The 25,983-nt window shown below is 67.2% G+C and carries 28 protein-coding genes and 1 other RNA gene; 18 read left to right on the top strand and 11 right to left on the bottom strand.

The features are described 5' to 3' along the window. Positions 1–14: 14 nt before the first annotated feature. From IFT58_RS04490 to IFT58_RS04520, 7 genes are all read right to left on the bottom strand, one after another. A complete protein-coding gene (locus IFT58_RS04490; RefSeq protein ID WP_188326294.1) occupies positions 15–950 on the bottom strand; it encodes a nucleoside hydrolase in 936 nt (311 codons plus the stop codon). 440 nt (positions 951–1,390) lie between these two features. Continuing rightward, positions 1,391–3,502, bottom strand: coding sequence for an ATP-dependent DNA helicase RecG (recG, locus tag IFT58_RS04495; RefSeq protein ID WP_192094030.1), 2,112 nt, complete (start codon positions 3,500–3,502; stop codon positions 1,391–1,393). A 7-nt stretch (positions 3,503–3,509) separates the two neighbouring features. Further along, positions 3,510–3,896, bottom strand: a complete 387-nt coding sequence (locus IFT58_RS04500; RefSeq protein ID WP_042614411.1) for a RidA family protein — start codon at positions 3,894–3,896, stop codon at positions 3,510–3,512. 128 nt (positions 3,897–4,024) lie between these two features. Beyond that, positions 4,025–6,181 (bottom strand): bifunctional (p)ppGpp synthetase/guanosine-3',5'-bis(diphosphate) 3'-pyrophosphohydrolase, encoded by a 2,157-nt coding sequence (locus IFT58_RS04505; RefSeq protein WP_188326292.1) that lies wholly within the window; start codon positions 6,179–6,181, stop codon positions 4,025–4,027. Positions 6,182–6,284: 103 nt separating this feature from the next. Continuing rightward, on the bottom strand, positions 6,285–6,584 hold the full coding sequence (gene rpoZ / locus IFT58_RS04510) for a DNA-directed RNA polymerase subunit omega (protein ID WP_188326291.1): 300 nt from the start codon (positions 6,582–6,584) through the stop codon (positions 6,285–6,287). Between the two features lie 110 nt (positions 6,585–6,694). Continuing rightward, a complete protein-coding gene (gene gmk, locus IFT58_RS04515) occupies positions 6,695–7,363 on the bottom strand; it encodes a guanylate kinase (protein ID WP_192081573.1) in 669 nt (222 codons plus the stop codon). Next, positions 7,360–8,220 (bottom strand): YicC/YloC family endoribonuclease, encoded by an 861-nt coding sequence (locus tag IFT58_RS04520; protein WP_192094031.1) that lies wholly within the window; start codon positions 8,218–8,220, stop codon positions 7,360–7,362. The genes gmk and IFT58_RS04520 overlap by 4 nt, the downstream gene beginning before the upstream one ends. A 121-nt stretch (positions 8,221–8,341) precedes the next feature. Between IFT58_RS04520 and rph the strand changes: the two genes are divergently transcribed. From rph to pepQ, 7 genes are all read left to right on the top strand, one after another. Beyond that, positions 8,342–9,067, top strand: a complete 726-nt coding sequence (rph, locus tag IFT58_RS04525; RefSeq protein ID WP_188326288.1) for a ribonuclease PH — start codon at positions 8,342–8,344, stop codon at positions 9,065–9,067. Further along, positions 9,064–9,456, top strand: a complete 393-nt coding sequence (locus IFT58_RS04530; RefSeq protein ID WP_188326287.1) for a VOC family protein — start codon at positions 9,064–9,066, stop codon at positions 9,454–9,456. Before rph ends, IFT58_RS04530 begins: the two co-directional genes overlap by 4 nt. Continuing rightward, positions 9,453–10,067, top strand: coding sequence for an RdgB/HAM1 family non-canonical purine NTP pyrophosphatase (gene rdgB / locus IFT58_RS04535; protein WP_188326286.1), 615 nt, complete (start codon positions 9,453–9,455; stop codon positions 10,065–10,067). The genes IFT58_RS04530 and rdgB overlap by 4 nt, the downstream gene beginning before the upstream one ends. A gap of 26 nt (positions 10,068–10,093) precedes the next feature. Then, positions 10,094–11,329, top strand: a complete 1,236-nt coding sequence (gene hemW / locus IFT58_RS04540; protein WP_192094174.1) for a radical SAM family heme chaperone HemW — start codon at positions 10,094–10,096, stop codon at positions 11,327–11,329. Between the two features lie 62 nt (positions 11,330–11,391). After that, complete coding sequence (locus IFT58_RS04545) at positions 11,392–13,878, top strand: DUF1631 family protein (RefSeq protein ID WP_249405593.1); 2,487 nt, start codon at positions 11,392–11,394, stop codon at positions 13,876–13,878. Further along, a complete protein-coding gene (locus IFT58_RS04550) occupies positions 13,875–14,231 on the top strand; it encodes a PilZ domain-containing protein (RefSeq protein WP_192094032.1) in 357 nt (118 codons plus the stop codon). The genes IFT58_RS04545 and IFT58_RS04550 overlap by 4 nt, the downstream gene beginning before the upstream one ends. Before the next feature lie 124 nt (positions 14,232–14,355). Next, positions 14,356–15,690: a Xaa-Pro dipeptidase gene (pepQ, locus tag IFT58_RS04555; RefSeq protein ID WP_192094033.1), complete on the top strand. Its 1,335-nt coding sequence runs from the start codon at positions 14,356–14,358 to the stop codon at positions 15,688–15,690. A 444-nt stretch (positions 15,691–16,134) separates the two neighbouring features. On the opposite strand, the gene IFT58_RS04560 is transcribed toward pepQ, so the two are convergent. Then, positions 16,135–17,478: an aminopeptidase P N-terminal domain-containing protein gene (locus tag IFT58_RS04560; RefSeq protein WP_192094034.1), complete on the bottom strand. Its 1,344-nt coding sequence runs from the start codon at positions 17,476–17,478 to the stop codon at positions 16,135–16,137. After that, positions 17,478–18,026: a UPF0149 family protein gene (locus tag IFT58_RS04565; RefSeq protein ID WP_188326281.1), complete on the bottom strand. Its 549-nt coding sequence runs from the start codon at positions 18,024–18,026 to the stop codon at positions 17,478–17,480. The genes IFT58_RS04560 and IFT58_RS04565 overlap by 1 nt, the downstream gene beginning before the upstream one ends. A gap of 143 nt (positions 18,027–18,169) precedes the next feature. Here IFT58_RS04565 and IFT58_RS04570 point away from each other — a divergent pair, with 143 nt between their 5' ends. From IFT58_RS04570 to IFT58_RS04605, 8 genes are all read left to right on the top strand, one after another. Next, complete coding sequence (locus tag IFT58_RS04570; protein WP_188326280.1) at positions 18,170–18,391, top strand: TIGR02449 family protein; 222 nt, start codon at positions 18,170–18,172, stop codon at positions 18,389–18,391. Further along, positions 18,388–18,681 (top strand): cell division protein ZapA, encoded by a 294-nt coding sequence (locus IFT58_RS04575; RefSeq protein ID WP_188326279.1) that lies wholly within the window; start codon positions 18,388–18,390, stop codon positions 18,679–18,681. The genes IFT58_RS04570 and IFT58_RS04575 overlap by 4 nt, the downstream gene beginning before the upstream one ends. Before the next feature lie 147 nt (positions 18,682–18,828). Beyond that, a non-coding RNA gene (ssrS, locus tag IFT58_RS04580) (6S RNA) lies at positions 18,829–19,014 on the top strand. A gap of 96 nt (positions 19,015–19,110) precedes the next feature. Further along, complete coding sequence (locus tag IFT58_RS04585) at positions 19,111–19,698, top strand: 5-formyltetrahydrofolate cyclo-ligase (RefSeq protein WP_192094035.1); 588 nt, start codon at positions 19,111–19,113, stop codon at positions 19,696–19,698. Further along, positions 19,695–20,174 (top strand): EVE domain-containing protein, encoded by a 480-nt coding sequence (locus tag IFT58_RS04590; protein WP_188326277.1) that lies wholly within the window; start codon positions 19,695–19,697, stop codon positions 20,172–20,174. The genes IFT58_RS04585 and IFT58_RS04590 overlap by 4 nt, the downstream gene beginning before the upstream one ends. A 64-nt stretch (positions 20,175–20,238) precedes the next feature. After that, positions 20,239–20,886 (top strand): ribose-5-phosphate isomerase RpiA, encoded by a 648-nt coding sequence (gene rpiA, locus IFT58_RS04595; RefSeq protein WP_188326276.1) that lies wholly within the window; start codon positions 20,239–20,241, stop codon positions 20,884–20,886. 32 nt (positions 20,887–20,918) lie between these two features. Beyond that, positions 20,919–21,359: a DUF192 domain-containing protein gene (locus IFT58_RS04600; protein ID WP_188326275.1), complete on the top strand. Its 441-nt coding sequence runs from the start codon at positions 20,919–20,921 to the stop codon at positions 21,357–21,359. Between the two features lie 73 nt (positions 21,360–21,432). Beyond that, the gene (locus IFT58_RS04605; RefSeq protein ID WP_188326274.1) at positions 21,433–22,278 is read left to right on the top strand and encodes a SirB1 family protein; all 846 of its coding nucleotides are present in this window, start codon (positions 21,433–21,435) and stop codon (positions 22,276–22,278) included. A 47-nt stretch (positions 22,279–22,325) separates the two neighbouring features. On the opposite strand, the gene IFT58_RS04610 is transcribed toward IFT58_RS04605, so the two are convergent. Then, entirely contained in the window at positions 22,326–22,517 is a 192-nt protein-coding gene (locus IFT58_RS04610; RefSeq protein WP_192081337.1) for a rubredoxin, read from the bottom strand. A 101-nt stretch (positions 22,518–22,618) separates the two neighbouring features. On the opposite strand from IFT58_RS04610, the gene thiE reads away from it, so the two are divergent. Then, positions 22,619–23,257, top strand: coding sequence for a thiamine phosphate synthase (gene thiE, locus IFT58_RS04615; RefSeq protein ID WP_192094036.1), 639 nt, complete (start codon positions 22,619–22,621; stop codon positions 23,255–23,257). After that, a complete protein-coding gene (gene hemL, locus IFT58_RS04620; protein ID WP_192094037.1) occupies positions 23,254–24,534 on the top strand; it encodes a glutamate-1-semialdehyde 2,1-aminomutase in 1,281 nt (426 codons plus the stop codon). The genes thiE and hemL overlap by 4 nt, the downstream gene beginning before the upstream one ends. A gap of 85 nt (positions 24,535–24,619) precedes the next feature. Here hemL and azu read toward each other — a convergent pair whose 3' ends face one another. Next, positions 24,620–25,072, bottom strand: a complete 453-nt coding sequence (gene azu / locus IFT58_RS04625; protein WP_249405594.1) for an azurin — start codon at positions 25,070–25,072, stop codon at positions 24,620–24,622. Between the two features lie 104 nt (positions 25,073–25,176). Here azu and IFT58_RS04630 point away from each other — a divergent pair, with 104 nt between their 5' ends. Beyond that, entirely contained in the window at positions 25,177–25,791 is a 615-nt protein-coding gene (locus tag IFT58_RS04630; protein WP_192094038.1) for an HAD-IA family hydrolase, read from the top strand. The last annotated feature ends 192 nt before the right edge of the window (positions 25,792–25,983 follow it).

A 25,983-nucleotide genomic window follows, 5' to 3' on the forward strand; every position in this document is an offset into this window, starting at 1 on the left:
TACAGGCCGCCCGGTCAGGCTCCGAGCGCGTGGCGCACCAACGCTTCGAAGCGGTTCTGGTCGTACGCCATCAGCAGGTCGCAATTGTCCGGCTGGCCCGTCTGGCGGTTCCAGTCGACGATCGTGGCACCGCGGCTGAACACACCGTTCAGCTCGATGTTCACCGGACGCGACTCGACCCGCTGTTCGCCCTCCGGGTTGAGTGCCCACGCCATCGCCAAGGCGTCGGCGGTGAACCAGCGATCGCCCTTGCTGTCCTCCGACAGCGCGCGGGTTTTGCGCGAGATCAGCTCGTAGAAGCGCGCACGGTCCGAATCCGCGGCCAGCCAGGTCTCTGCCTGCGGCAGCGGCAGGCCGTGGGCCACGGTCGCTTCCCAATCCGACACCAGCAGGTGCGGGAAGGCGGCAAACACCACGTGCGCCGCCTCTGGATCAAAGGCGATGTTGAACTCGGCAGCCGGGGTGATGTTGCCCTGGCAGGTCACTGCCCCGCCCATCACCACGATGCGCTTGATGCGGGTCGGCAGCGTCGGGTCCAGCTTCAGCGCCAGCGCCAGGTTGGTCAGCGGCCCCAGCATGACCAGCATCAGCTCGCCCTGGTGGTGGTGCGAAAGACGCAGGATGGCCAGTGCGGCGTGCTCGGCTTCGGCCGTGCGGACCGGGGGTGGCAGGTCGACGTCCCCGTAGCCATCCCGCCCGTGGACATGGGCGGCATCCACCGAAGGGTGCAGCAGCGGATCCGGACTGCCGGCGAAGACCGGCACATCATCCCGGCCGACGACTTCACACAGCTTGAGGGCGTTGCGGACGGTGTAGTCCAAGCCGACGTTGCCGGCAGCGATGGTCAGTGCGACCACCTCGTGGCGCTCATCGGCGAAAGCCATCAGCAGGGCCAGGGCGTCATCCACACCGGGGTCGGTGTCGATCAACAGCGGGATCTTGTGAGTCATCGGTGCCGTCTTCTGAGCGGCAACGGAGTGTCGCACCCGATCACCTGCAAATACAACCGCAGCGTCGGGTGATGCGGTTTCTGGGGAGGCCGGGCGGGCGGCTGCCCCATTCCGGTAGCGCCGACCCATGGTCGGCGAGCGCGCAGCGCGGCCTGCGTCCGGCATCCGGCATCCGCCGAGCGTGGCTCGGCGCTACCAGATCACGCGGATGCTACCCGCCATCGCACCGCCTGATGCAGGCCGCGCTTCGCGCTCGCCGAGCACGGCTCGGCGCTACCACCCTGCCGGACGCGCGCGCAGAGTGTCAGGGCCGGGCGGGAGGGGCTTGCAGGGGCGTTGAGCGCCATGGATGGCGCGAAACGAGGCCCGCAGGATGCGGCTGTTGCCGTCCCCTGCAATCCCCTCCCGCCCGGCCCCTCCCTTGGCTCGCACGCACCGGATCACGCGGACGCGTAGCGCACGGCGGTGCCGATCCAGCGGTCCACCACGCGGTCGGCCAAGCCGGGCTGCTCCTGCAGCAGCCGTTCGGCCAGTTCGTGCACGACCGGCAGCAACCCGGCATCGCGCGCCAGGTCGGCGATACGGAACCCCGCCAGTCCGGTCTGCCGCGTTCCCAGCAGCTCCCCGGGCCCACGCAGCTCCAGATCCTTTTCGGCGATCACGAAGCCATCGTTGGTCTCGCGCATGGTCTGCAGGCGCTCACGCGCCATGGCGGACAACGGCATCTGGTACAGCAGCATGCAGCGCGATACGGCAGAGCCCCGGCCCACCCGGCCACGCAGCTGATGCAACTGCGCCAGACCAAGCCGCTCGGCATTTTCGATCACCATCAACGACGCGTTGGGCACGTCCACCCCTACCTCGATCACGGTGGTCGCCACCAACAGGTCGATCGCACCCGCCTTGAACGCCACCATCGTGGCCAGCTTCTCCGCCGGCTTCAGCCGCCCGTGCACCAGTCCCACGCGTACGCCCGGCAGCAGCGCCTGCAGCGATTCGAACGTGGCCTGCGCCGGCGTGGCGTCCAGCTCTTCGCTTTCTTCGATCAGCGTGCACACCCAATACACCTGCCGCCCTTCACTGCAGGCCAGCGCGATGCGTTCGATCAGCTCCGGACGGCGGTCGGCGTTGAGCGCCACGGTCTGCACCGGCGTGCGCCCGGGGGGCAGTTCGTCGATGGCCGACACATCCAGATCGGCGTACTCGGACATCGCCAGGGTGCGCGGAATCGGCGTGGCCGTCATCACCAGCTGATGCGGCACGCTGTTGCCGCCCGCCCCCTTGTCACGCAGCGCCAGCCGTTGATGCACGCCGAAGCGGTGCTGCTCATCGACAATGGCCAGCGCCAGGTCCTGGAACACCACGGCGTCCTGCATCAACGCATGCGTTCCCACCACCACCTGTGCCTGCCCGTTGGCCACCTGCTCCAGCACCTTGGCCCGCGCCTTTCCGGTCACTTTGCCGGCCAGCCAGGCGACCTGCACGCCCAGCGGCTCCAACCAACCACGCAGGTTGTTGAGATGCTGCTCGGCCAGCAGTTCGGTCGGCGCAGCCAGCGCCACCTGTTTGCCCTGCTCCACCGCCAGCATCGCCGCCAGCGCCGCCACCACGGTCTTGCCCGACCCCACATCGCCCTGCACCAGCCGCAGCATGGGGCTGGGCCGCGCCAGGTCCTCGCGGATCTGGGTGAAAACCCGCTGCTGTGCGCCGGTAAGGGCGAACGGCAGCTGCTTCAACAGCGCCTTGGCCAACCGGCCGGGGCCGGCCAGCGGGGGGGCGTGATGCGCCTGCAGTGCGATGCGCTGGCGACGCAGGCTGAGGTGGTGCGCCAGCAGCTCTTCCATCGCCAAGCGCCGCTGCGCCGGGTGGATGCCGCTGGCGAGCGCGGACAGGTCCGCATCCTGCGGTGGGCGATGCACGGTCAGCAGTGCACTGCGCAGTGACGGCAACCCCAGCCCCTCCAACCAGCCAAGGGGCAGCAGTTCCAGCGTGGACTCTTCGGGCAGGCGATCGAGCGCCTGGCTGATCAGCTTGCGCATCGTCGCCGGCCCGACCCCTTCCACCGTGGGATACACCGGATCCAGCCGATCACCCAGCGCCGGATCTTCGTTGCGGCCCAACACCTGGTAGCTGGGATGCACGATCTCCAGCCCCACCTGCCCCGGCTTGGGCGTACCAAAGCAGCGCAGCCGGTTGCCGACCGCGAACTGCGCGACCTGCTGCTGGCGGAAATGAAAAAAGCGCAGCACCAACGTGCCGCGCCCTTCGTCTTCGATGGCGACCTTCAGCATCGGCCGATAGCGCATACCCCGCTCCACCGCAGCGACCCGGCCTTCTACCTGGGCCGGCACACCGGCACGCAGGTCTTCGATCAGGGTCAGCCGGGTACGGTCCTCGTAGCGCAGCGGCAAGTGCAGCCACAGGTCCTGCAGCGTGCCCAGTCCGCGCGCCTGCAGCTTGCCGGCCACGGCTGGACCGACACCGGCAAGCATCGCCAGCGAAGCCTGACCGGCGGGCGCCAGTGCCGGGGTGGCGACGGCCTTGCGTGCCACGCCGGTTTCAGCCGATGACCATCACCGCATCGACTTCGAAGTTGGCGCCCTTCGGCAGTCCGGACACTTCGATGGTCGAACGCGCCGGGAACGGCGCCTTGAAATAGTCCTGCATCACGGCATTGACCTTGGCGAACTCGGCCAGGTCGGTCAGGTACAGACCCAGACGGACGATCTGGTCCAGCGAGCCACCGGCCTCTTCGGCGACGGCCTTGAGGTTGTCGAATGCGCGACGCGCCTGCGCTTCCACGTCACCCACGCCGACGATGTCGCCGGTGGCGGGATCCAGCGGGATCTGGCCGGAGAAGTACACGGTGTTGCCTGCGCGCACGGCCTGCGAGTAAGGACCGATGGCGGCCGGGGCCTTTTCAGTGTTGATGATCTGGCGGGTCATGCGAGTACTCCGGTAACAGGAAAAACAGAGCGCTCATTGTACCGGGCACGGCTCGGATATCGATGACCGGAACAGGCCGCGCTGCGCGCTTGCCGGGCATGGCCCGGCGCTACGCTGCAGCCCGCGACCTATTGGCGGCGGACCGATTGCACCACCGACAGCCGGCGCAGGCGGCGCATCACTTCGGCCAGGTGGTTGCGGTCACGGACCTGCACGTTGAAGGCCAACACCGCGGCATTGAAATCGCGATCCAGGTAGTCGACGCGCTCGATGTTGGACTGGCTCTGTGCGATCGCTGCGGCCAGCTGTGCCAGCACGCCGGTTCCGTTTTCAACCTCGACCACCAGCGAGGTGTCGTAGTCGCCGGACACCGACGAATCCCATCCGATCGGCACCCAGCGCTCCGGCGACTTGCGCAGCTCGGCCAGGTTCGGGCAGTCCATGCGATGCACCACGATGCCCTTGCCGGCGGTGTGGTACCCCATGATTTCATCGCCGGGAATCGGCTGGCAGCAGTTGGCGAACGTCACCACGCCGCGCTCGCTGCCATTGATCAGGATCTTTTCCTGCGAATGATGGCGGGCACCACCGCGCAGTTCGGCATAGGCCATCAGCGCCTGCGCCGCCTGGTTCGGCATCCAGTTGCCCAGCGCGACTTCGGCCAGCAGGGCTTCCAGACGCGGGAACCGGTGCTCGGCGAGGAACGCATCGAGGCGCCCCTTCGGCAACCGCTCCAACGAAGAGTCCATGGCTTCCAGCGCGCGATCCAGCATGCGATGGCCCAGCTGCACGGCATCTTCGTGCTCCAGCTGTTTCAGCTGGTGGCGGATGGCGGTACGCGCCTTGCTGGTCACCACGAACTCCAGCCACTGCGGTTTCGGCGTGGCCGAGCGGGCCGTGATGATCTCCACGGTCTGGCCACTGACCAGCTTGGTCCGCAGCGGCACCAGTTTCTTGTCCACGCGCGAGGCGACGGCCGTATTGCCGACGTCGGTATGCACGCCGTAAGCGAAATCCAGCGCGGTGGCGTTGCGCGGCAGCGCCATGATCTTGCCCTTCGGCGTGAACAGATAGACCTCGTCCGGGAACAGGTCGACTTTCACGTTGTCGAGGAACTCCAGCGAACTGCCCGCGGCGCGCTGCGAGTCGATCAGCTCGACGATCCACGCATGCGCACGGCTCTGTGCACTGTTGGGCGTGTCGCCGCCGAACTTGTAGGTCCAGTGCGCCGCCACGCCGCGCTCGGCGATCAGGTCCATTTCCTCGGTGCGGATCTGCACCTCGATCGGCGACCCGTACGGCCCGAACAGCACGGTATGCAGCGACTGGTAGCCGTTCGCCTTGGGGATCGCGATGAAATCGCGGAAGCGCCCGTCGAGGGGCTTGAAGGCAGCGTGCACGGCGCCCAGCGCGTGGTATGCATTCGGCACGCTGCGCACCACCAGGCGGAAGCCGAAGACGTCCATGACCTGATCGAAGGATTTGTTCTCGTCGTGCATCTTGTTGTAGATGCTCCACGGAGTCTTGATCCGGCTGACCAGCCGATGCTCGAGCCCTTCCTTCGCCAGCCGCTGGCTGAGCTGCACTTCCACCTGCGCCATCGCCTCGCGGCGCACCACGGGCTGGCTGCGGATGTGCTTTTCCAGGATCGCGTGGCGCCAGGGGTACAACGCCTTGAAGCCCAGGTTCTGCAGTTCGCTCTTGACCAGGCTCATGCCCAGCCGCTGTGCGATGGGCGCGTAGATCTCCAGCGTCTCGCGGGCGATGCGGCCACGCGCCTCGCTGCTCTGCGCACCCAGGGTACGCATATTGTGCAGGCGGTCAGCCAGCTTGATCATGATCACGCGCAGATCGCGCGACATCGCCAGCAGCATCTTGCGGAAGCTTTCGGCCGCCGCTTCCTGGCGGTCGCGGAACTTCAGCTTGTCCAGCTTGGTGACCCCGTCCACCAGCTCGGCGACCGGCTCGCCAAACTCTGCGGCCAGCTCTTCCCGGGTCAGCGGGGTATCTTCAATGGTGTCGTGCAGGATCGCCGCGATCAGCGCTTCCATGTCCAGGCCCAGCTCGGCCAGCACCTGCGCCACCGCCACCGGATGGGTGATGTAGGGTTCGCCGGACTTGCGGGTCTGCCCCGCATGCGCAGCGGCGCCGACCTCCCAGGCGCGACGCAGCAACGGCAGCTGCTCCGGCGGCAGGTAACGCGCAGCGCGCTCAAGCTGAAGGACATAGTCGGGTACGTCCGCGCGCGGGGGCGCGGCTACCTTGGCAGTGGGGCCTGGGTTCATGGCCGAAGCCTATGCCAGCGTCGCGTTTTCAGCAAATCCTGAATGCGAAACAGCCCGCTTGCGGCGGGCTGTTTCGTGTCTGACCTGAAGCGACGGATGCAGCTCAGTCGTCGTTCTTGGACATGTCTTCGTCGGCAACCACTTCAGCGGCGGCCCATTCCAGCGCTTCACGCTCAGCACGCTCACGCTCGGACTTCTCGACTTCGTCGATCAGGGCGTTGTCGATCTTGCGGGCTGCGATCTCGCGCAGCGCCAACACGGTCGGCTTGTCTTCGGTTTCGCTGTTGTCCAGCGTGGCCGGCACGCCATTGGCGAGCTGGCGAGCGCGCTTGGACGCCATCATGACCAACTCGAAACGGTTGTTCACGACTTCCAGGCAATCTTCTACGGTAATGCGGGCCATACGGGCTCCCGGCGACCGTCAGGCCGCTCAGTCGAATGAGGGAAAGGGGACGGAGTGTAACCGCAGCGACTGGGCGAAATCAAGCCAGCCCCTGGATGATCCTTTTGCAATCAGTCAGTTGCGCCCGTATCCGCGGTCAACAGCGCCTGGATCAGGCCGCCATGACGCACCTTCTGTGCCTCCCGGCGCAGGCGGCTGGCGGTGAAAATGGCACACAACTCATTGACTGCAGTATCGAACACCTCGTTGACGATGACGTAGTCGAAGTCGTTGAAGTGCAGCATTTCCTCGCGCGCCGCTGACAGGCGCTGGGTGATCACCGCCTCGCTGTCCTGCCCCCGCTTGCGCATGCGGTCCTGCAGTGCCTGCTTCGACGGCGGCAGGATGAACACGGTGACCGTGCCCGGCACCAGCTGGCGCACCTGCTGTGCACCCTGCCAGTCGATCTCCAGCAGCACATCCTGGCCAGCCGCCAGCTGCGGCTCCACCGACTGCCGGGCCGTGCCCTTCCAGTCCCCATGCACCCAGGCATGTTCGAAGAAATCGCCATCGGCGATCATCTCTTCGAACCGCTCTGCACTGACGAAATGGTAGTGCTCGCCATTGATCTCGCCCGGCCGTGCAGCGCGCGAAGTGAAGGAAATGGACAGCGCGATCTGCGGATCACGTGCCAGGGTGGCGTTGACGATGCTGCTCTTGCCGGCACCGGAAGGCGCCGCCACGATGTACAGCGTGCCGCGCGCAGGCGTGGCCGACGGAAGGATCGACGGGCTGCTCATTCGATGTTCTGCACCTGTTCGCGGATCTGGTCGATCAGCACTTTCAGTTCCACCGCCGCGTTGCTGGTGCGGCTGTCGACGGACTTGGAGCCGAGCGTATTGGCTTCACGGTTGAACTCCTGCAACAGGAAGTCGAGGCGACGGCCCACCGGCTCGCGCTGCTTCAGCACGCGGCGGATCTCCACGATATGGCTGGACAGGCGGTCCAGTTCCTCGTCCACGTCCAGCTTCTGCAACCACATCACCAGCTCCTGCTCGGCACGGCCGGGATCCACCGGATGCGGCAGGTCGGCCAGGCGCGCGGCCAGCTTGGCACGCTGCCCTTCGCGGATGGCCGGGATCAGGGTGCGGACCTCGGCGGCGATGCGGTCGATGGCGTCCACGCGCTCGCTGATCGCGGTGGACAGCTTGTCACCCTCGCGTTCGCGGGCAGCGACGAAGCCATCCAGCACGTGATCCAGCAGGGACAGCGCCTCGACCTGCAGCACGGCGGCATCGGCGGCTTCGCCCTGCAGCACGCCCGGCAGCTGCAGCAGCTCGGTGAAGTTGACCTGCAGGTTCGGGAAATCCGAGGTCAGCCGGTGCGCGAGCTGGCCCAGCTGACCCAGCAGCACATCGTTGACCTGCAGGCTGGCTGACGCCTCCGGCGTGCGCAGCCGCATGACCAGGTCCAGCTTGCCACGGCTCAGGCGGGCGGCAATCCGCTCGCGCAGCTGCGGTTCCAGTGCGCGCAGCTCTTCCGGCAGACGGGTACCGACTTCAAGGAAGCGGTGGTTCACCGAACGCAGCTCGCAGCCCAGCGTGCCCCAATCGGTGGCGCGCTCGCCGCCAGCGTAGGCGGTCATGCTTCGGATCATGGGATTTCCAGATGCTTGCAAAGAGGGAATGGTACCCTAGCGGCTTCTTTCGAGCCTCCCTGCCTGCCCCGATCAGGGTGCGGGCATGGACGCGTTCTTCCCGCTCCAACGGTACCCCGCCATGTCCAATACCCGCCCCAGTGGCCGCCAGCCCGACCAGATGCGCACTGTCACCCTGCAGCGCGGCTTCACCCGCCATGCCGAAGGTTCGGTGCTGGTGTGCTTCGGCGAAACCCGCGTGCTGTGCACCGCCACGGTGGAGAACCGCGTACCGGGTTTCCTGCGCGGAAAGGGCGAAGGCTGGGTCACCGCCGAGTACGGCATGCTGCCGCGCGCCACCCACACCCGCAGCGACCGTGAAGCGGCGCGTGGCAAGCAGGGCGGCCGCACGCTGGAAATCCAGCGCCTGATCGGCCGCAGCCTGCGCGCCTGCGTGGACCGCAATGCACTGGGCGAGCGCACCATCACCCTGGATTGCGACGTGCTGCAGGCCGACGGCGGCACCCGCACCGCGGCCATCACCGGCGCTTACGTCGCCCTGGCCGATGCGGTGAACCTGCTGATGAAGCGCGGCGACATCAAGCGCAACCCGATCATCGGTGCCGTCGCCGCGGTGTCGGTCGGCGTCTACCGCGGCACCCCGGTGCTGGACCTGGATTACGCCGAAGACAGCGATTGCGACACCGACATGAACGTGGTGATGAACGATGGCGGCGGCTTCATCGAGCTGCAGGGCACGGCCGAAGGCCACGCCTTCCGCCGCGACGAGCTGGACGCGCTGCTGGCGCTGGCCGACAAGGGCGTGGGCGAACTGCTCGCCGCCCAGCAGGCGGCGCTGTCGGCATGAAGCGTCGGCTGGCCCTGACCACCTACCTGGTCGATGACTACGACCGCGCCATCGCCTGGTTCACCAGCGCGCTGGGCTTCCAGCTGCAGCAGGACATCGACCAGGGCGCCGGCAAGCGCTGGGTGGTGGTGGCGCCAGCCGCCGACGGCGGGGCCGGCCTGCTGCTGGCCCGCGCCAGCAGTGACGTGCAGGCCTCGCGCATCGGCGACCAGGCCGGTGGCCGCGTTGCCTTCTTCCTGGAAACCGATGATTTCGCACGCGACCATGCCGCGATGCGTGCGGCGGGCGTCGAGTTCCTTGAGGCGCCGCGGCAGGAGTCCTACGCCACGGTCGCCGTATTCCGCGACCTGTACGGCAACACCTGGGATCTGCTGGAGCTGCGCGCATGAAGGACGCCGTGAACGGGCGCCTGGTACTGGCCAGCCACAACGCCGGCAAGTTGAAGGAAATGCAGGCGATGCTGGCCGACCTGCCGCTGCAGATCGTCTCGGCAGCCGCAGCGGGCGTAGGCGATGTGCCGGAAACCGGCCTGACGTTCGTCGAGAACGCGCTGATCAAGGCACGCGCCGCCTGCCAGGCCAGTGGCATGCCCGCGCTGGCCGATGATTCGGGCCTGATCGTCGATGCCTTGGGCGGTGCCCCTGGCCTGTACAGCGCACGCTACGCCGGCAGCCCGACTGACGATGCTGCCAACAACGCCAAGCTGCTGGCCGACCTGCGTGACGTGCCGGCCAGCCAGCGCACCGCGCGGTTCTTCGCGGTGATCGTGCTGCTGCGCCATGCCACCGACCCGCAGCCGCTGATCTGCGAAGGCCGCTGGGAAGGGCTGATCCTGGACGCGCCGCGCGGCAGCAACGGCTTCGGTTACAACCCGGTGTTCCTGGACCCCCGCCACGGCCTGACCGCAGCGGAAATGGAGCCGGCGCTGAAGAACACCCTCAGCCACCGCGCGCTGGCGCTGCAGCAACTGAAGCAGCGACTGTCTTCGATCGTCCTGTAAGCGAAGCGCCCATGCCTGCCCCGATGCTGCCTGCCCTGATTCCGCCGCCGCTGTCGCTGTATGTGCACCTGCCCTGGTGCGTGCGCAAATGCCCGTACTGCGATTTCAACTCGCACCAGGCCAAGGGCGCGCTGCCCTTCGATGCCTATATCGATGCGTTGATCCGCGACCTCGATCAGGACCTGCCGCTGGTGTGGGGCCGCGTGGTGCACAGCGTGTTCTTCGGCGGCGGCACGCCCAGCCTGTTCCCCGCCGAAGCGATCGACCGGTTCCTGCAGCAGGCCTCGGCCCGCCTGCGCTTTGCCCCCAACGCCGAAATCACCCTGGAAACCAATCCCGGCACCGCCGAGCACGGGCGTTTCGATGGTTACCGCGCGGCCGGCGTGAACCGCCTCAGCTTCGGTATCCAGACCTTCGACGATGACGCGCTGAAGCGGCTCGGGCGTATCCACGACAGTGCCGAGGCCGAGCGCGCGGTGAAGATGGCGCAGGACGCCGGCTTCGACAACCTCAACATCGACCTGATGTACGCGCTGCCCGGGCAGACCCTGGCCGGCGCGGAGCATGATCTGCACCGTGCCTTCGCCCTGCAGCCGGCGCACATGTCGCACTACCAGCTGACCCTGGAACCGAACACCGTGTTCTTCGCCCGCCCGCCGCAGGGCATCCCGGACGAAGACAGCGCCTGGGACATGCAGGAGCACTGCCAGTCCCTGCTGGCACAGGCAGGCTTCGAGCAGTACGAAGTGAGCGCGTATGCGCGAGCTGGCCGACAGAGCGCACACAACCTCAACTACTGGCGGTTTGGCGATTACCTGGGCATCGGTGCCGGCGCGCACGGCAAGATCAGCTCCGGCGCGGAACAGCAGGTGCTGCGTCGCTGGAAACCCAAGCATCCGCAGACCTTCATGGAGACCGCCGGCAGCGCAGCGGGGATCGGCGGCGACGACGTCATTGCTGCCGCCCGCCTGCCCTTCGAGTACATGTTGAACCTGCTGCGTCTGCATGAGGGCTTCACCCTGCGTGATTTCGAATCGCGCACCGGGCTGTCGCGCAGCGCGCTCGACGGTCCGCTGCAGCAGGCCGTGCAGCGCGGCTGGCTGGAGGTCGTGGACCCGGCAGCGGGCGAGGACGGGGCCACCTGCGCGGACGACGCCTGCGCCGATCACCACGATCACCGCCCTGCCGACGCCCTGCTGCGCCCGACCGAACTGGGCCGCCGCTTCACCAATGACGTGGTGGAGCTGTTCCTGGGCGAGTAGCGCCGTACCGGCCGACAGGGTAGATTCCGAGCCCGACCAGGGGAAAACGGACGTCCACCATCATGTCAGCCTCGCCGCCGCCGATGCCCGGGGACGCCGCGCGCTTTGCCGCGGTCGACGCACCTCCACGCGTGCGTCGGCTGCTCGGCGCATTGTTGGGTCTTGCCCGGCAGTCCCTGACCGCACCGCTGACCCTGACCGTGGTGGAGCTGGAGCGTGAACTGCTGCGGGATGCAGAACGCGCCCGCAATGGCCAGGTGCAGGCCGACCTGCTCGCCCAGGCACGGCAGATCCACCCTTTCTCCGAGGGCTTCAGCCAGCGTTTCCTGGAGCAGCTGGCCCAGGCATTCGCCGCCCTCTTCGGGCCGCCGGGCGAAGCACCCGCACGGGCCGAACCCGTGCGTGCGGCCATGCCCACGCTGACCTTGGTCAATGACGTCGATATCGATCGCGACATCGTGCTGGTGGACATCATGCGCCGCGAACTGCAGCGCTCGGCCAATGCCCTGCAGCTGCTGGGACAGCGCATGGCGGTGCTGGCAGCCGCGCCCGCACTGGACGCCGAGCACGTGCCGCTGGGACCGTCGACGCTGTGCGCCATCGTGCGCAGACTGGGCGACGAAGGCGGGCTGGAGCTGGATGCGCAGCTGGCGCTGTACCGCAGTTTCGAACGGCAGGTACTGGAGCGTCTGGGCGAACTCCTGGAACGCGCCAACGTGCTGCTCGGCCACGAAGGCGTGCTGCCTGGCCTGGTGTACACGCCCTACCTGGCCCGCTCCGCGGCGACCCGGCGCATCGTGACCCAGCCGGGCCGCACTGCCGGCGCGGCAGCAGCGGCACGACCGCGCGCCACGCCGGTGACCTCATGGAACGGCGCCAACAGCAGTGCCACCCGCTCATGGTCGGCCATGATGCACGACACGCTGGGTGGCATGGCCGGGCCCGAGCCGCCTGTGCCCGCACCCACTTCCGGCTTGCCCTCGGTGTCCGCCGCCAGTGCGGCGACACCGCCCCCCTTGCCGTCGCCGTCGGTGGATCTGGCCGCGCCCGCGATGAGCGCCCTGCATCAACTGCTTGCCGGCGCGCGCGGCGCGATTGCACCGGCGGGTGACGCCGGCATTGCCGGTCACCCTGGTCACGCCGCGGCCGACGTGGGCAGCGCGGGTCTCGCAACGCAGGCGGCGGCACCTGGGAGCGCGGCAAGCGCGGCCACGCAGGCACGCCCGGTGGCCACGGCCGTGCCCAGCGCGACCGTCGATGCCGTCCTGATGCAGCTGCAGACCCGCATCGCCCATGGTGCGGCCTCGCACAGCATGGCCGACCTGCAGGCCGCTCTGCTGTCGCAGCTGCGCGCCGAACACGGGGACGACGCCGCGCTGACCGTGAAGGATGGTGACACCCTGGACCTGCTGGGCCTGCTGTTCCAGCAGATCCGCCACGAGCAACGGCCACAGTCGACCGCCAATGACCTGGTGGGTCGCCTGCAGGTCCCGTTGGCGCGCGCGGCACTGGCCGATCCTGGCTTCTTCGCGCGCGACGAGCATCCCGCGCGCGAGCTGCTCAACACCATCGCCGAACTGAGCGCGAGTGGACTGCAGGCCGACGATCTCGATCCGCAGCTGGTGCAGAAGATCGAACGCACCGTGGAGACGGTGGTCGAGCAGTACCACGACGACCCGGAGGTGTTCGCTGCGGCCAACGACGAAGTGCAGCAGCACCTGCGCGCGGCCGCGCACAAGGCCGAGCTGGCCGAGCGGCGCCATGTGGAAGCGGCGCGCGGCAAGGAGCGGCTTGAGGTCGCACGCCAACAGGCCACCGCGCTGATCGAGCACTGCTGCGCGCAGCACCAGCCGCCGCGCTTCGTGCAGACGTTGCTGCGCCAGGCATGGGCCGATGTGCTCACTTTGACCCAGCTGCGTCATGGCGAAGATTCCGCACTGTGGGAGCAGCGGTTGCAGCAGACCACGCGCATCGCGGACATCACGTCTCAGGCACCGGGCGGCGAACACGCCGCCGATGACCTGCTGTGTGCGGAGCTGGAAGCCGCTGTGCTGCAGATCGGCTGCCATCAGGACGAGGCGCACGCGATCGCCCGGCGCCTGTCCACGCCGGGCGGCGAGGATGACAGCAGCTCGCGCACCGAACTGACCGCGCGCCTGAAGACGCGTACCCGGCTGGGCGAGCAGGCCAATGGCCACGACACACGGCGTCTGGCGCCGCTTGCGCGCAGCGCTCTGGAAGAAGACTGCTACCGCCAACTGCGCACCCTGCCCTTCGGCACCTGGTTCGAGTTCGTGATCAACCAGCAAGGCGACCTGCACCGGCAGCGCCTGTCGTGGTACAGCCTGGTGACCGAGCATGCGCTGTTCGTCAATCCACGCGGCCAGAAGGTCGCCGAATACACCCTGGATACCTTGGCGCGGCTGATGGCACTGGAGCAGGCGCGGATCGTGACGGAAGACAACGGCCGCCTGATCGACCGTGCCTGGCAGGCCACGCTGCGTACGCTGCGCACGCTTGCAGGCAACCGCTTGGGAGACCCCGCATGAACGGCGTCGAAGACACTCCGGACACCCGCCGCGCGCCCCGGCGCAATGTCGCCGACCTGGTGCCGGTGACCGACAGCATGACCGAGCGGGTGATCGGCCGCCTGGGCAACGTCTCGGAAACCGGCATGCTGATGCTGGCCTCGGTGCCGCTGCGCGAGGATGCCCTTTACCAGCTGCAGTTCACCCTGCCGCTCAGTGACGGGCATCGTGCGCCGATCGATGTGGGTGTTCATCTGCTCTGGGCCGATCCCGCGCACGTGGCTGGCCAGACGTGGGCGGGCTTCCGCTTCATCACCCTGGGGCGTGAACACCGCGACCTGCTGCGCAGCTGGATCGATCAGCAGCCCGACTGACGCCGTCCTGCCCGGGGTTTGCGCGGTGCCGGGCACTCCCCAACACGCCCAGCGCCGGTTCCGGCACAGCAGCCAGGCAGCGCTTGCGGCACAATCGTGGATTGTTTTCCAACGAGTCACCGCGATGATCCAGCATGACCCCGGCGTCCTCTATCCCGACCACCTGGCCGTGCTCTGCCAACGTGCAGAGACCGCCTTGGCCCGCGGCGGTTTCGATCATCTGGTGATTCCCAGTGGCACCCTGCATTACCAGGTGTTCGACGATCGCGATTACCCGTATGCCGTCAATCCACAGTTCAAGGCGTGGTTGCCGCTGACGCGCGTGCCGAACAGCTGGTTGGTGTTCACGCCGGGCGAGCGTCCGAAGGTGATTTTCCACCAGCCTTTCGACTACTGGCATGTGGTGCCGGATGCACCGAGCGGCTGGTGGGCAGGCCACTTCGACATCCACATCATCCGTACGCCGGAAGAGGCGCTGGCGCTGCTGCCCAAGGACCGTGCGCGCTGCGCCGTGCTGGGCGAACCGCAGAGTACGCTGGGTGACTGGGCGCCGAACAATCCGGCGGGCGTCGTCAACTATCTGGACTACCACCGCGCGTACAAGACGCCGTATGAGATCGCCCTGATGCGTCAGGCGCAGGTATCGGGCGTGCGCGGCCATCGTGCGGCGGAAGCGGCTTTCCGCGGGGGGGCCGACGAGTTCTCCATCCACATGGCGTACTGCGCCGCCGTTGGCCAGGATGCCAACGAGTTGCCCTACGGCAACATCGTGGCGCTGAACGAACACGCCGCGGTCCTGCACTACACCGAACTGGGCCGGCAGGCGCCGCAACCGCTGCGCAGCTTCCTGATCGATGCAGGCGCGAGCGCGCACGGTTACGCCAGTGACATCACCCGCACCTACGCCATGCACGGCCACGATGAGTTCGCCGCGATGATCGCCGCCGTGGACGCAGCGCAGCAGCAGATGTGCGCGTCGGTGCGCGCCGGTGTGGACTACAAGCAGTTGCACGTGGACGCGCATCTTTCCTTGATGGGCGTTCTCAAGGATTTCGGCGTCATCACCGTGTCGCCGCAGACGGCCGTGGAGACCGGCGTCAGCGCCGCGTTCTTCCCGCATGGCCTGGGCCACCTGATCGGGCTGCAGGTGCACGACGTCGCGGGCTTCGCGGCGGGCGAAGACGGTGGCCGCATCGAACGCCCCGCCGGCCATCCCTACCTGCGCATGACACGCGTACTGGAGCCGGGTATGGTCGTCACCATCGAGCCGGGCCTGTACTTCATCGACATGCTGCTGGACGAAGTGAAGCAGGCCGGTCATGGCGCCAGCATCGACTGGAACCGGGTGGATTTCTTCCGTCCGTACGGCGGCATCCGCATCGAAGACGAAGTGCTGTGCACGACCGGCGAAGCCGATAACCTGACCCGTCCGGAGTTCGCGGCGGCAGCGAACGGGTGAGACCCCCTCGCGGCGGGCTGGGGTGCATCTGGGGTGGGGCCGGGCGGTGGGGCTGGGCGGGGGACGGCAAAAGCCGCATCCGTGCGGGCCTCGTTTCGCGCCATCCATGGCGCTCAACGCCCCCACCCAGCCCCACCGCCCGGCCCTCTGACAGATTCCGTGGCCGCCAGCCGCGTAATAAAGAAAAAGGAAAAGCGGTAGCGCCGACCCATGGTCGGCGAGCGCAGCGGGGTTGGCGGAAATATTCCGCCGTCCATGGGTCGGCGCTACCGCAGGCATCGTTGACCCGTCGGGTGGAGGGAGCCCCTGAGTCAGGGGCGGGCGCGAAGCGGCGGGGTGTGGGTGCTGGTGAGACGGGGCCCGCGGTTTGCGCAGCAAAGCGTGGGAGCGGCAGCGCGAATGCGATGACGTGGACCCGCGCCGGGTGCAACCCCGGCAACCCCCTCATCCCTGCATGAACGCTTCGATCTCGTCCGCGCTGCGTGCCAGACCCTCGGTCAGCACCCGGTGCCCGTTGTCGGTGATCAACACGTCATCCTCGGTCCGGATGCCAATGCCGCGCCAACGCGCGTCCACGCTCGTATCGTCCGCGCTCACATACAGCCCCGGCTCGATGGTGAACACCATGCCCGGCTCCAACAGGCGGGACTCGCCAGCCAGGCGGTAATCGCCGACATCGTGCACGTCCAGGCCGATCCAATGACCGGTCTTGTGCCGATAGAAGCGCTTGTAATGCGCCTCGGCGATGTTGGCCTCCAGCGTTCCCTTCAACAGCCCGAGCCGCAGCAGGCCCTCGGTCAGCACGTTGACCGCTGCCAGATGGCCCGCCTCATACGCCACACCCGGCCGTGCCTGCGCCAACGCCGCAGCCTGGGCCGCACCGACCAGGCCATGCAGCGCCCGCTGCTCGGCACTGAAGCGTCCATTGACCGGAAACGTACGGGTGATGTCGCTGGCGTAGTTGCGATACTCCGCCCCTGCATCGATCAGGACCAGGTCGCCATCGCGTGAGCGCGCATTGTTGTCGCGGTAATGCAGGATGCAGGCATTGTGACCGGCCCCGACGATACTGGAATACGCAGGGCAGGCATCATGGGCACGGAACACGCGCTCCACCTCGGCCTGCAGTTCGTACTCATGGATGCCAGGCCGCGCCACACGCATCGCAGCCTGGTGCGCCTGCACGCTGATCCGCGCTGCCTCGTCCATCACCGCCACTTCCGCCGCCGATTTGAACAGGCGCTGTTCGTGCAGCAGATGGCCCAGTTCGAGGAACTCGTGCGGCGGTTGCGCACCGTGCCGCACCTGCGATCGGACGCGGTTCACCCAGCCGATCAGCTTGAGGTCGAACTCCGCATCGCGGCCAAAGTGGTAGTAGACGCGCGAACGCCCTTCCAGCAGGCCGGGCAGGATGTCGTCCAGATCGTCGATCGGGAACGCATCGTCCATGCCGAAATCCGCCACGGCGCCCTCCTGGCCGGCCCGCGCGCCGTCCCATGCCTCCCGTTCGGCATCGCGCTCGCGGCAGAACAGGATCACTTCGCCATGGCGGCGGCCGGGCACCAGCACCAGCACGGCATCCGGCTCCGGGAAGCCACTGAGGTACCAGAAATCCGAGTCCTGCCGGTACGGGTAATGCGTATCCAGGCTGCGTACTTTCTCCGACGCTGCCGGCAGTACCAGGATCGCATCGTCACCCGCCATCTCCATCAACTGGCGACGGCGGCGCCTGTATTCGGCGGCACCGATGCCGGTGCGCTGACGAAGGTCCGCGCGCGCCCCGCCCATCAGTTCAGGCGCTGGCGATGGCGTGCAGCCATCACGCAGTCCCCGTGAAGCAGCAGCACCGCGATGCGGATGAATTCCTCGATTTCCGCGAGGGCTTCCTCGTCGTCCTCGGCGTCACTATCAAAGTCCTCGCTGGACGCCTGGGCCAGCTTGGCCAGATCGTTGAGCGCTTCTTCGCCTTCTTCGGACAACGGCGGCCGGCTATGGCCCGAGCCCAGCCCGAAACCGCCAAGGAAGGCGCGCGCCCATCCAAACAGGGCATCGACCTGGTCGTTGGTCGCCGTGCTGTCGGTCAGCAGCAGCTCGAAGCCGAAATCGCGGTCTTCCAGCTGCTTCACCGACGCCTCCAGCAATTGCGCCAGCGCACTCCCTTCGGCCACGGAAGGCAGCGCATCGTCCGCCAGCACGCGGGCCGGCCAGTCATTTCCCGGCGCACCGCCGGCAGCCAGCCAGCCACACAGGCCGCCATGCAGTTCGGCGGGGGTCGCGCCAAGGCCCAGCGTGGCACTGGCACGGAAGACGTCGTCGACGGAAGGAAGTTCGGTCATCTGCAAGCTCATCTCGGGAAGGGGGCGACCCGCGCGTTACCGCTCGTGTCGCCGATGGGCTAGTTTAGAACGGGACGCGTCACCTCGCAGCCTATCTGCGCCGACGCTTGACCGTGGTCAAACCCCCTGAGACTCTTGCGCCCATGGACCATCCCAGCCCCTTCGACCAGTTGCAGGCCTTCGCCGCCCGGGTGGAGGCGCTGCTTGAGCGCAACCAGCGCCTTGCCGAGGAGAACCGCAGCCTGCGCCACCAGCAGGAACAGCTGGCCACCGAGCGCTCCACCCTGCTGGCCAAGAACGAACAGGCCCGCTCGCGCGTGGAAGCGATGATCACCCGGCTCAAATCCCTGGAGCAGCACACATGAGCGGCGCAGAACCGGTCAACGTCCGCATCCTGGACCGTGATTACACCGTGGGGGTCGGCGCAGAAGAGCGCGACAGCCTGATGGCCGCCTCGCGCCTGCTGGATGCGAAGATGCGCGAAATCCGGGGCAGCAACCGGATGGTCGGCGTAGATCGCGTGGCCGTACTGGCAGCCCTCAACCTGGCCCACGAACTGCAGCAGCTGCGTGACGAAAATGCCCGCCAGGCCGTTGCCCTGCAGCAGACCCTGTCCGACCTCAATCGCCGCCTCGACCGCGCGATCGACCAGTAAAAAAGGGGACGGAGGGGATTAAGGCGTTTTTGACACTGCGTATCGCGCCTTAATCCCCTCCGTCCCCTTTTTCCGTTTCTGAATTGGTACGCACTGTTGCCGACGAACGGACTACCCCTCCGCAATGGGCTCGCTATACTGTCGGTGCGTTCTCTGCGGTACACGACGGCATGTGCAAACATTCGCCTTGTCCCTTAAGAACGACACCGGGAGCGCGACGGAGCCGGGAGTGCAGGTCCGCCTTGTAGCGGGAAGCCCGATGGCCCCCCAGCGTTCCCACTTGAGCCCCTGGGTTCAAGGTCGTTTCGCATGCATCGTCATTGCGGAGAATGCAAGATTCGACAAAGGCGGCGTCTTCGGATGTCGCCTTTGTTTTTTCCAGCGCGGCACGCGGCACAATGGGGCGATTCCCTCACCGCCGAGCCGACGATGACCGATCCGCGCCAGAACCTGCGTGCCCTTCTGCGGCAGCGCCGTCGCGACCTGCCTGCAGCCGTCCGCATCGACGCGGCGGATCGCTTGGCCGAGCGCCTGTTCGCCTTGCCTTTTGCGCCCCGACACGGTCACGTCGCCGGTTACTGGGCGATGGATGGCGAGATCGCCCTGCATCGCTGGCAGGTGGGACTGCCCGAAGCAGTGACCTATTGCCTGCCCGTGCTGCAGGGTGACGTGCTGCGCTTCGCGCCGTGGCGTCCGGGTCAGCCGCTGCGGCAGAACCGATTCGGCATACCCGAACCGGACCTTGCCGCGTCCGACACCCTGCACGCCGCTGACATGGACCTGGTGGTCACTCCCTTGGTGGGCTTCGATGCCGGCGGTGGGCGCCTTGGCATGGGAGGCGGCTGGTATGATCGCAGCTTCGCCTTCCGGCACGATCGCCCCGCTCCGCCGTGGTTGGTCGGCGCGGCCTTCGCCGTGCAGCAGGTCGATGCATTGCCGGTGGCGTCGTGGGACGTCCAGGTCGATGCCATCTGCACCGAGGCGACCACCCTTTTCACTTCCCCCGTGAACGCATGACTGCCCGCAAGCGCTACTGGCTGATGAAGTCCGAACCGGACGCCTTTTCCATCGACGACCTGCAGCGCGTCGGCACCGAGCCGTGGAATGGTGTACGCAACTACCAGGCGCGCAACTTCATGCGCGACGGCATGCACGTCGGCGACGGCATCCTGTTCTACCACTCCAATACCAAGGTGCCCGGCATCGTCGGGGTGGCCACCGTGGCAAGTGCCGCCTATCCCGACGACACCCAGTTCGATCCGACATCGGACTACCACGACCCGAAGAGCACCCGCGAAGAACCGCGCTGGATGCTGGTGGACGTGGCCTTCGAACGAAAGCTGGCCCGGGTGATCGCGCTGGACGAGATCAAGCAGCACACCGATGAACTCGGCGAGGGCTTCCCGCTTACCGCCAAAGGCAATCGCCTGTCTGTGTTCCCGGTGACGGCCGCGCAGTGGAAGCTGCTGTTGTCGCTGGAAAAGAAAGCCTGACGCCGCCCCGCCTGCTGCGACCTGTCCGCCTCCCTCCCGCCATTCCCCTCCTGAGATTCTCCGCATGTCCGAAGCCAAGCGCCTGGCCGCCGAAAAAGCCATCGAGTACGTTGAAGACGGCATGATCGTCGGCGTCGGCACCGGGTCTACCGTGGCCTATTTCATCGACGCACTGGGCCGTATCCAGCACCGTATCAAGGGCGCCGTGTCCAGTTCCGAGCAGAGCACCGCGCAGTTGCGGAAGCATGGCATCGAGGTGATGGAACTCAACCACACCGGCACGCTGTCGCTGTATGTGGATGGTGCCGACGAGTGTGATCCGGGCAAGTGCCTGATCAAGGGCGGTGGTGCCGCACTGACCCGCGAAAAGATCATCGCCGAGGCCAGCGAGCGCTTCATCTGCATCGTCGACCCGAGCAAGCAGGTGCCCGTGCTGGGCCGGTTCCCGCTGCCGGTGGAAGTCATCCCGATGGCGCGCAGCCTGGTCGCCCGGCAGATCCGCGACATGACCGGCGGGCAGCCGACGTGGCGCGAAGGCGTGGTGACCGACAACGGCAACCAGATCCTGGACATCCACCATCTGCAGATCACCGATCCGGAGAAGCTTGAGCGCGAGCTCAACCAGTTGCCGGGCGTGGTGTGCGTCGGCCTGTTCGCACGGCGCCGTGCCGACGTGGTGATCATTGGCGGCGAACCGCCCGTGGTGCTGTGAATCCTGCCCGCTCCCCCGAAAAGGTAAACACGATGTCGATCCGTACCCTGCTCCTGCTGCCCCTTCTTGCCTTGGCCGGCTGCGCCACCGGCGCGCCCCAGCACTGGGTGGAACTGGAAGGTGCCCGTTACCAGGTGGAGCTTGCGCAGAACGACGAGACGCGTGCGCGCGGCCTGATGTTCCGCGACAGCATGCCCGAGGACCACGGCATGCTGTTCATCCATGACCGCGAGGAACAGCAGGCGTACTGGATGAAGAACACCAAGCTGGGCCTGGACATCCTGTACTTCGACAGCGCGCGCAGGCTGGTCAGTCAGCAGCGCGATGTGCCGCCCTGCTCGGCGGGCGACATGTGCCCGCCGTACCCGAGCACCGGGCCCGCACGTTACGTGCTGGAGCTCAATGCGGGGCAGGCCGAAAAGATGAAACTCAAGGATGGCTCGGAACTGAAGTTCGGTCCCGGCATCCCGTAACCGCGGTTGCGGCGCGGCCTGATTTCACGCCGCGCAGCTTGAATACCGAGGGCGATGCCTCCAGTCTGTCTGCATGCAGGACTGGATGACATTGCCCGACTGGGATTCGCTGGCCGAACTCGATGACGAGTCGTTGCCCCTGTTGCCGACCGCCCTGCTGATCGCCCGCGATGAGTATCCTGGGCTGGATCCCGCACGCTACGACGCCACCCTGCAGGGCTATGTCGAGCATCTGCAGGCGGAGGTGGACACGATTACCGCCGCGCCGCTGAAGATGGCCGCCATCAACCGCCATCTGTTCGACGAGCTCGGCTTCAGCGGCGACCACGACGAGTACTACGACCCGCGCAACAGTTACCTCAACGAAGTGTTCGAGCGTCGTCTCGGCAATCCCATCTCGCTCGCCCTGGTGCAGATGGAAGTCGCCCGCCGGCTGGGCATTACCCTGGATGGGATTTCGTTCCCAGGACACTTCCTGGTCCGCCTGCCGATGGACGAGGGGGTGCTGGTCATGGATCCCTTCAACGGTGGCCGGCCCCTCAGCGTGGAGGAGCTCCGCGAGCGCGCCAGTTCGCATCTGGGTGGCCAGTTGCCCGATGACCAGGTGCTGGCGCAGATACTGGATCCTGCCCCCAGCCGCGCGATCCTGATGCGCATGCTGCGCAACCTGCACGGCGTCTATGCCGAGAACCATCAGTGGGATCGCGCCGCCCGCAGTGCGGATCGCCTGCTCAAGCTCGCGCCGGACAGCGGTGACGCCCTGCGTGACCGCGGTTTGGCGTACCTGAAACTGGATTACCTGGCCGGTGCGCGTCGCGACCTCGGCCGCTACGTCCAGCGCAACCCGGACGCGGGCGACGCCCAGGCCTTGCGGGAGAAACTGGTCGACCTGGGCGGGCCGCGCACGCGGCTGCATTGACCGCCGCCAGGCTGGGCGCGCAGCGTCGCGTCGCGTCGCGTCGGGGCTCAGTCGATCTCGACCATCTCGAAGTCATCCTTGCCGACGCCGCAGTCCGGGCAGGTCCAGTCTTCCGGCACGTCGTCCCACGCCGTTCCCGGGGCAATGCCCTCTTCGGGCAGGCCATCCACTTCGTGGTACAGGAAGCCGCAGACCACGCACATCCACGTGCGTGCCGCGTTCGGGCGACCCTCGCTCATCGCACGTTATCCTTAAAGATCACATTACCCTTCAAGATATGGCCTTGCCTCTGCATCCTGCGGCCATTGTCCCACTGCGGCCGCACAACCGGTAGCCATCCATGACCCGAGCCCCTGTGGCGCCTCGCGGCGTCTATCTGATCACCCCCGACGAAGCCGACACAGCGCGCCTGCTGGTTCGCGTGGCCCCGTTGCTGGCGGCGGGTGCGTGCTGGCTGCAGTACCGTAACAAGTCCGCCGATGCAGTGCTCCGCCACGAACAGGCCGCCGCCCTGCAGGCCCTGTGCGATGCGCATGGCGTGCCGCTGATCATCAACGATGACGCGGTGCTGGCCCAGCGCATCGGCGCTGCAGGCGTGCATATCGGCGAAGACGACGGCGACATTGCCGCCGCGCGCGCCCTGCTGGGCCCCCGGGCCATCATCGGCGCCTCCTGCTATGACGACCTGGGCCTGGCCGAACGTGCCGTGGCAGCGGGCGCCAGCTACATTGCCTTCGGCGCCTTCCATCCCAGCAGAAGCAAGCACACCACCCGTCGTGCACACCCGGACCTGCTGCGGCAAAGCGCCGCACTGGGTGTACCGCGGGTGGCGATCGGCGGGCTGACGCCGGACAATGTCGGTCCCGTCATCGCCGCCGGCGCCGAGCTGGTGGCCGTGATCAGCAGCGTGTTCGAGGCCGACGATCCGGTCGCCAGCCTGCACGCCTACCTTGCATGTTTCCAGGATTCCCGCGCATGAACCACGATCAGTCCCACGCCCTGTTTACCCGCGCCCAGGCGCTGCTGCCCGGCGGCGTCAATTCGCCGGTGCGCGCGTTCAAGTCGGTCGGCGGCGAGCCGTTCTTCGTCGAGCGCGCTGATGGCGCTTATCTGTACGACGTCGATGGCAATCGCTACATCGACTACGTCGGCTCGTGGGGCCCGATGATCGTCGGCCACAACCACCCGGCAGTACGCCAGGCGGTGAAGAAGGCAGCCGACAGCGGCCTGTCGTTCGGCGCGCCCTGTGCGGCCGAAGTCACCATGGCCGAGACCCTGACCCGGCTGGTGCCGTCGTGCGAGATGGTGCGCATGGTCAACTCCGGTACCGAAGCCACCCTGTCCGCGATCCGGCTGGCCCGCGGTGCGACCGGCCGCAGCCGCATCGTCAAGTTCGAAGGCTGCTACCACGGCCACGGCGATTCGTTCCTGGTGAAGGCCGGCAGCGGCATGCTGACCCTGGGCGTACCGACCTCACCGGGCGTCCCCGCCGGCCTGAGCGAGCTCACCCTGACCCTGCCCTACAACGACTTCGATGCCGCCACGGCGTTGTTTGAAACGCAGGGCGAGCACATTGCCGGCCTGATCATCGAGCCGGTGGTCGGCAACGCCAACTGCATCCTGCCGCGCGAGGGCTACCTGGAGCACCTGCGTGCGCTGTGCACGCGCTTTGGCACCGTGCTGATCTTCGATGAAGTGATGACCGGCTTCCGCGTGGCGCTGGGCGGCGCGCAGGCGCATTACGGCATCACGCCCGACCTGACCACCTTCGGCAAGATCATCGGCGGCGGCATGCCGGTGGGCGCTTACGGCGGCAAACGCGAACTGATGCAGCAGATTTCCCCGTCGGGCCCGATCTATCAGGCGGGCACGCTGAGCGGCAACCCGGTGGCGATGGCCGCCGGCCTGGCGATGCTGGAACTGGTGCAGCAACCGGGCTTCCATGCCGACCTGTCCGCCCGTGCCGCACGCCTGTGTGCCGGTCTGGAGCAGGCCGCAGCCGATGCTGGCGTACGCGTCACCACCACGCAGGTCGGCGCAATGTTCGGCCTGTTCTTCACCGATCAGAAGGTGGAGACCTACGCCCAGGCGATCGCCTGCGACATCCCCGCGTTCAACCGCTTCTTCCATGCGATGTTGGAGCAGGGTGTCTTCCTCGCCCCGTCTGCCTATGAGGCTGGCTTCCTGTCCAGCGCGCACGACGACGACGTGATCGACGCCACCCTCGCCGCCGCCCGCATCGCCTTCAACGCCTGAGCAAAAAAGGGGACGGAGGGGATTAAGTCGCATCCGGCCTGCTGTTGGGCCGGATGCGACTTAATCCCCTCCGTCCCCTTTTTTATCAGCCGAACGTCAGCTTGCCTTTCATCATGGCGAAGTGGCCGGGGAAGGAGCAGAAGAAGGTGTAGTCGCCGCCCTTGCGCAAGAGCGTGGTGGGGAAGCGGAGGGTGGTGCTCTGACCGCCGCCGATCACCTTGGTATGGGCGAGTACGCGCGGGTCGGCCTTTGGCACGTAGCTGTCGGCCAGGGTGCCGCGCATGCCGACCATCGCCACTGCCTGGTAATCCGCCGTACGGGTCAGCACCCAGTTGTGCCCCATCGCCGTCGCAGCCAGCTTGCCGGTGTGGCGCAGGGTCAGGTTGACCTCGCTGCAATCGGCCGCCAGCTTGATCTCCCGGCTGCTGAAGGTCATCTGGTCGGTACTGTCGATGCTCACGGCACATACCCGCGCCATGGCGGCCGGCGCCATCAGCAGCGCCCCCATTCCTGCGATCCACACCCACGCACTGCGCATCCGTCTACTCCCGTTCTACCCAGCCTGCATTGTAGGAACTCCGGCATGACGGTGGCTGCGACAGGGGGTCGCAGCTGCGCGCTGGAGTCAGGCATGCTGCTGTGATGAATCCGCTTATCGACGTGCTGCTGCTGGATGTGGACGGCGTGCTGCTGGACTACGACGGTGCGCGGCGAATACGCCATCTTGCCGACGCCCTGCGTGTGCCTGCCCTCCGTGTTTCGCACGCGCTGCAGGAGGGTGGGCTGGACGCTGCTTACGATAGTGGCGACGTGGACACCGTCGGCTACCTGCAACGGCTGAGCACGGCGCTGGATGCCGACGTCGACGCCCCGACCTGGGTCGCTGCCCGCGTCGTGGCTAGCCGACCGTGTGATGCGGTGATACAGCGCGTGCTGGCCCTTCCTCCCACGCTGCGGATCGGCCTGCTGACCAACAACGGACCGATGATGACCGAGGTGCTGGCGCAGTTGCTGCCGACGCTGTGTGTGCGGGCGCGTGGCCACATTCTGTGCAGCGCGATGCTGGGCGGCCGCAAGCCGGATCCGGCGGTGTACCTGCGTGCCTTGGATTGGGTGAAAGCAACGCCGCGGCGGACGTTGTTCATTGATGACCTGTTCCGCAATGTGCGCGGCGCACGCCTGGCGGGCCTGCATGCGGAGACGGCAGACGATGGCCGCAGCCTGGGGCGTGTGCTCAAGCGCTACGGGCTGGCGTAGCGCTGGGCATGCAGGGGGGGTGTGGCACTGCGCCATCCCGCGCGGAGGGCTGCGCGGGATGGCGCTTCGCGGGCGGCGGGGCTGCCGGGGGGGGCCACGCGGGCTGCGGCGGGGCTGCGCGGGCGGACGGGGGGGCCGGGGGTAGAGCCGACTTTAGTCGGCTGTTTTCCGATGTTGAAGCAGCCGACTGAA

This window comes from Stenotrophomonas sp. CFBP 13718 (assembly GCF_014842145.1).
Classification (GTDB): Bacteria; Pseudomonadota; Gammaproteobacteria; order Xanthomonadales; family Xanthomonadaceae; genus Stenotrophomonas.

Excerpts from the sequence above, each read along its gene's own strand:
- gmk (WP_192081573.1), bottom strand. The coding sequence starts at position 7,363 with ATGAGCAGCCCGTCGATCCTTCCGTCGGCCACGCCTGCGCGCGGCACG.
- rpoZ (WP_188326291.1), bottom strand. The coding sequence starts at position 6,584 with ATGGCCCGCATTACCGTAGAAGATTGCCTGGAAGTCGTGAACAACCGT.
- IFT58_RS04610 (WP_192081337.1), bottom strand. The coding sequence starts at position 22,517 with ATGAGCGAGGGTCGCCCGAACGCGGCACGCACGTGGATGTGCGTGGTC.
- IFT58_RS04570 (WP_188326280.1), top strand. The coding sequence starts at position 18,170 with ATGGACCATCCCAGCCCCTTCGACCAGTTGCAGGCCTTCGCCGCCCGG.
- IFT58_RS04530 (WP_188326287.1), top strand. The coding sequence starts at position 9,064 with ATGAAGCGTCGGCTGGCCCTGACCACCTACCTGGTCGATGACTACGAC.
- IFT58_RS04520 (WP_192094031.1), bottom strand. The coding sequence starts at position 8,220 with ATGATCCGAAGCATGACCGCCTACGCTGGCGGCGAGCGCGCCACCGAT.
- IFT58_RS04500 (WP_042614411.1), bottom strand. The coding sequence starts at position 3,896 with ATGACCCGCCAGATCATCAACACTGAAAAGGCCCCGGCCGCCATCGGT.
- IFT58_RS04505 (WP_188326292.1), bottom strand. The coding sequence starts at position 6,181 with ATGAACCCAGGCCCCACTGCCAAGGTAGCCGCGCCCCCGCGCGCGGAC.
- IFT58_RS04605 (WP_188326274.1), top strand. The coding sequence starts at position 21,433 with ATGCAGGACTGGATGACATTGCCCGACTGGGATTCGCTGGCCGAACTC.
- IFT58_RS04490 (WP_188326294.1), bottom strand. The coding sequence starts at position 950 with ATGACTCACAAGATCCCGCTGTTGATCGACACCGACCCCGGTGTGGAT.
- rph (WP_188326288.1), top strand. The coding sequence starts at position 8,342 with ATGTCCAATACCCGCCCCAGTGGCCGCCAGCCCGACCAGATGCGCACT.
- thiE (WP_192094036.1), top strand. The coding sequence starts at position 22,619 with ATGACCCGAGCCCCTGTGGCGCCTCGCGGCGTCTATCTGATCACCCCC.
- rdgB (WP_188326286.1), top strand. The coding sequence starts at position 9,453 with ATGAAGGACGCCGTGAACGGGCGCCTGGTACTGGCCAGCCACAACGCC.
- IFT58_RS04550 (WP_192094032.1), top strand. The coding sequence starts at position 13,875 with ATGAACGGCGTCGAAGACACTCCGGACACCCGCCGCGCGCCCCGGCGC.
- rpiA (WP_188326276.1), top strand. The coding sequence starts at position 20,239 with ATGTCCGAAGCCAAGCGCCTGGCCGCCGAAAAAGCCATCGAGTACGTT.
- IFT58_RS04545 (WP_249405593.1), top strand. The coding sequence starts at position 11,392 with ATGTCAGCCTCGCCGCCGCCGATGCCCGGGGACGCCGCGCGCTTTGCC.
- IFT58_RS04600 (WP_188326275.1), top strand. The coding sequence starts at position 20,919 with ATGTCGATCCGTACCCTGCTCCTGCTGCCCCTTCTTGCCTTGGCCGGC.
- IFT58_RS04560 (WP_192094034.1), bottom strand. The coding sequence starts at position 17,478 with ATGGGCGGGGCGCGCGCGGACCTTCGTCAGCGCACCGGCATCGGTGCC.
- IFT58_RS04585 (WP_192094035.1), top strand. The coding sequence starts at position 19,111 with ATGACCGATCCGCGCCAGAACCTGCGTGCCCTTCTGCGGCAGCGCCGT.
- IFT58_RS04590 (WP_188326277.1), top strand. The coding sequence starts at position 19,695 with ATGACTGCCCGCAAGCGCTACTGGCTGATGAAGTCCGAACCGGACGCC.
- pepQ (WP_192094033.1), top strand. The coding sequence starts at position 14,356 with ATGATCCAGCATGACCCCGGCGTCCTCTATCCCGACCACCTGGCCGTG.
- IFT58_RS04575 (WP_188326279.1), top strand. The coding sequence starts at position 18,388 with ATGAGCGGCGCAGAACCGGTCAACGTCCGCATCCTGGACCGTGATTAC.
- IFT58_RS04630 (WP_192094038.1), top strand. The coding sequence starts at position 25,177 with ATGAATCCGCTTATCGACGTGCTGCTGCTGGATGTGGACGGCGTGCTG.
- IFT58_RS04565 (WP_188326281.1), bottom strand. The coding sequence starts at position 18,026 with ATGACCGAACTTCCTTCCGTCGACGACGTCTTCCGTGCCAGTGCCACG.
- azu (WP_249405594.1), bottom strand. The coding sequence starts at position 25,072 with ATGCGCAGTGCGTGGGTGTGGATCGCAGGAATGGGGGCGCTGCTGATG.
- hemL (WP_192094037.1), top strand. The coding sequence starts at position 23,254 with ATGAACCACGATCAGTCCCACGCCCTGTTTACCCGCGCCCAGGCGCTG.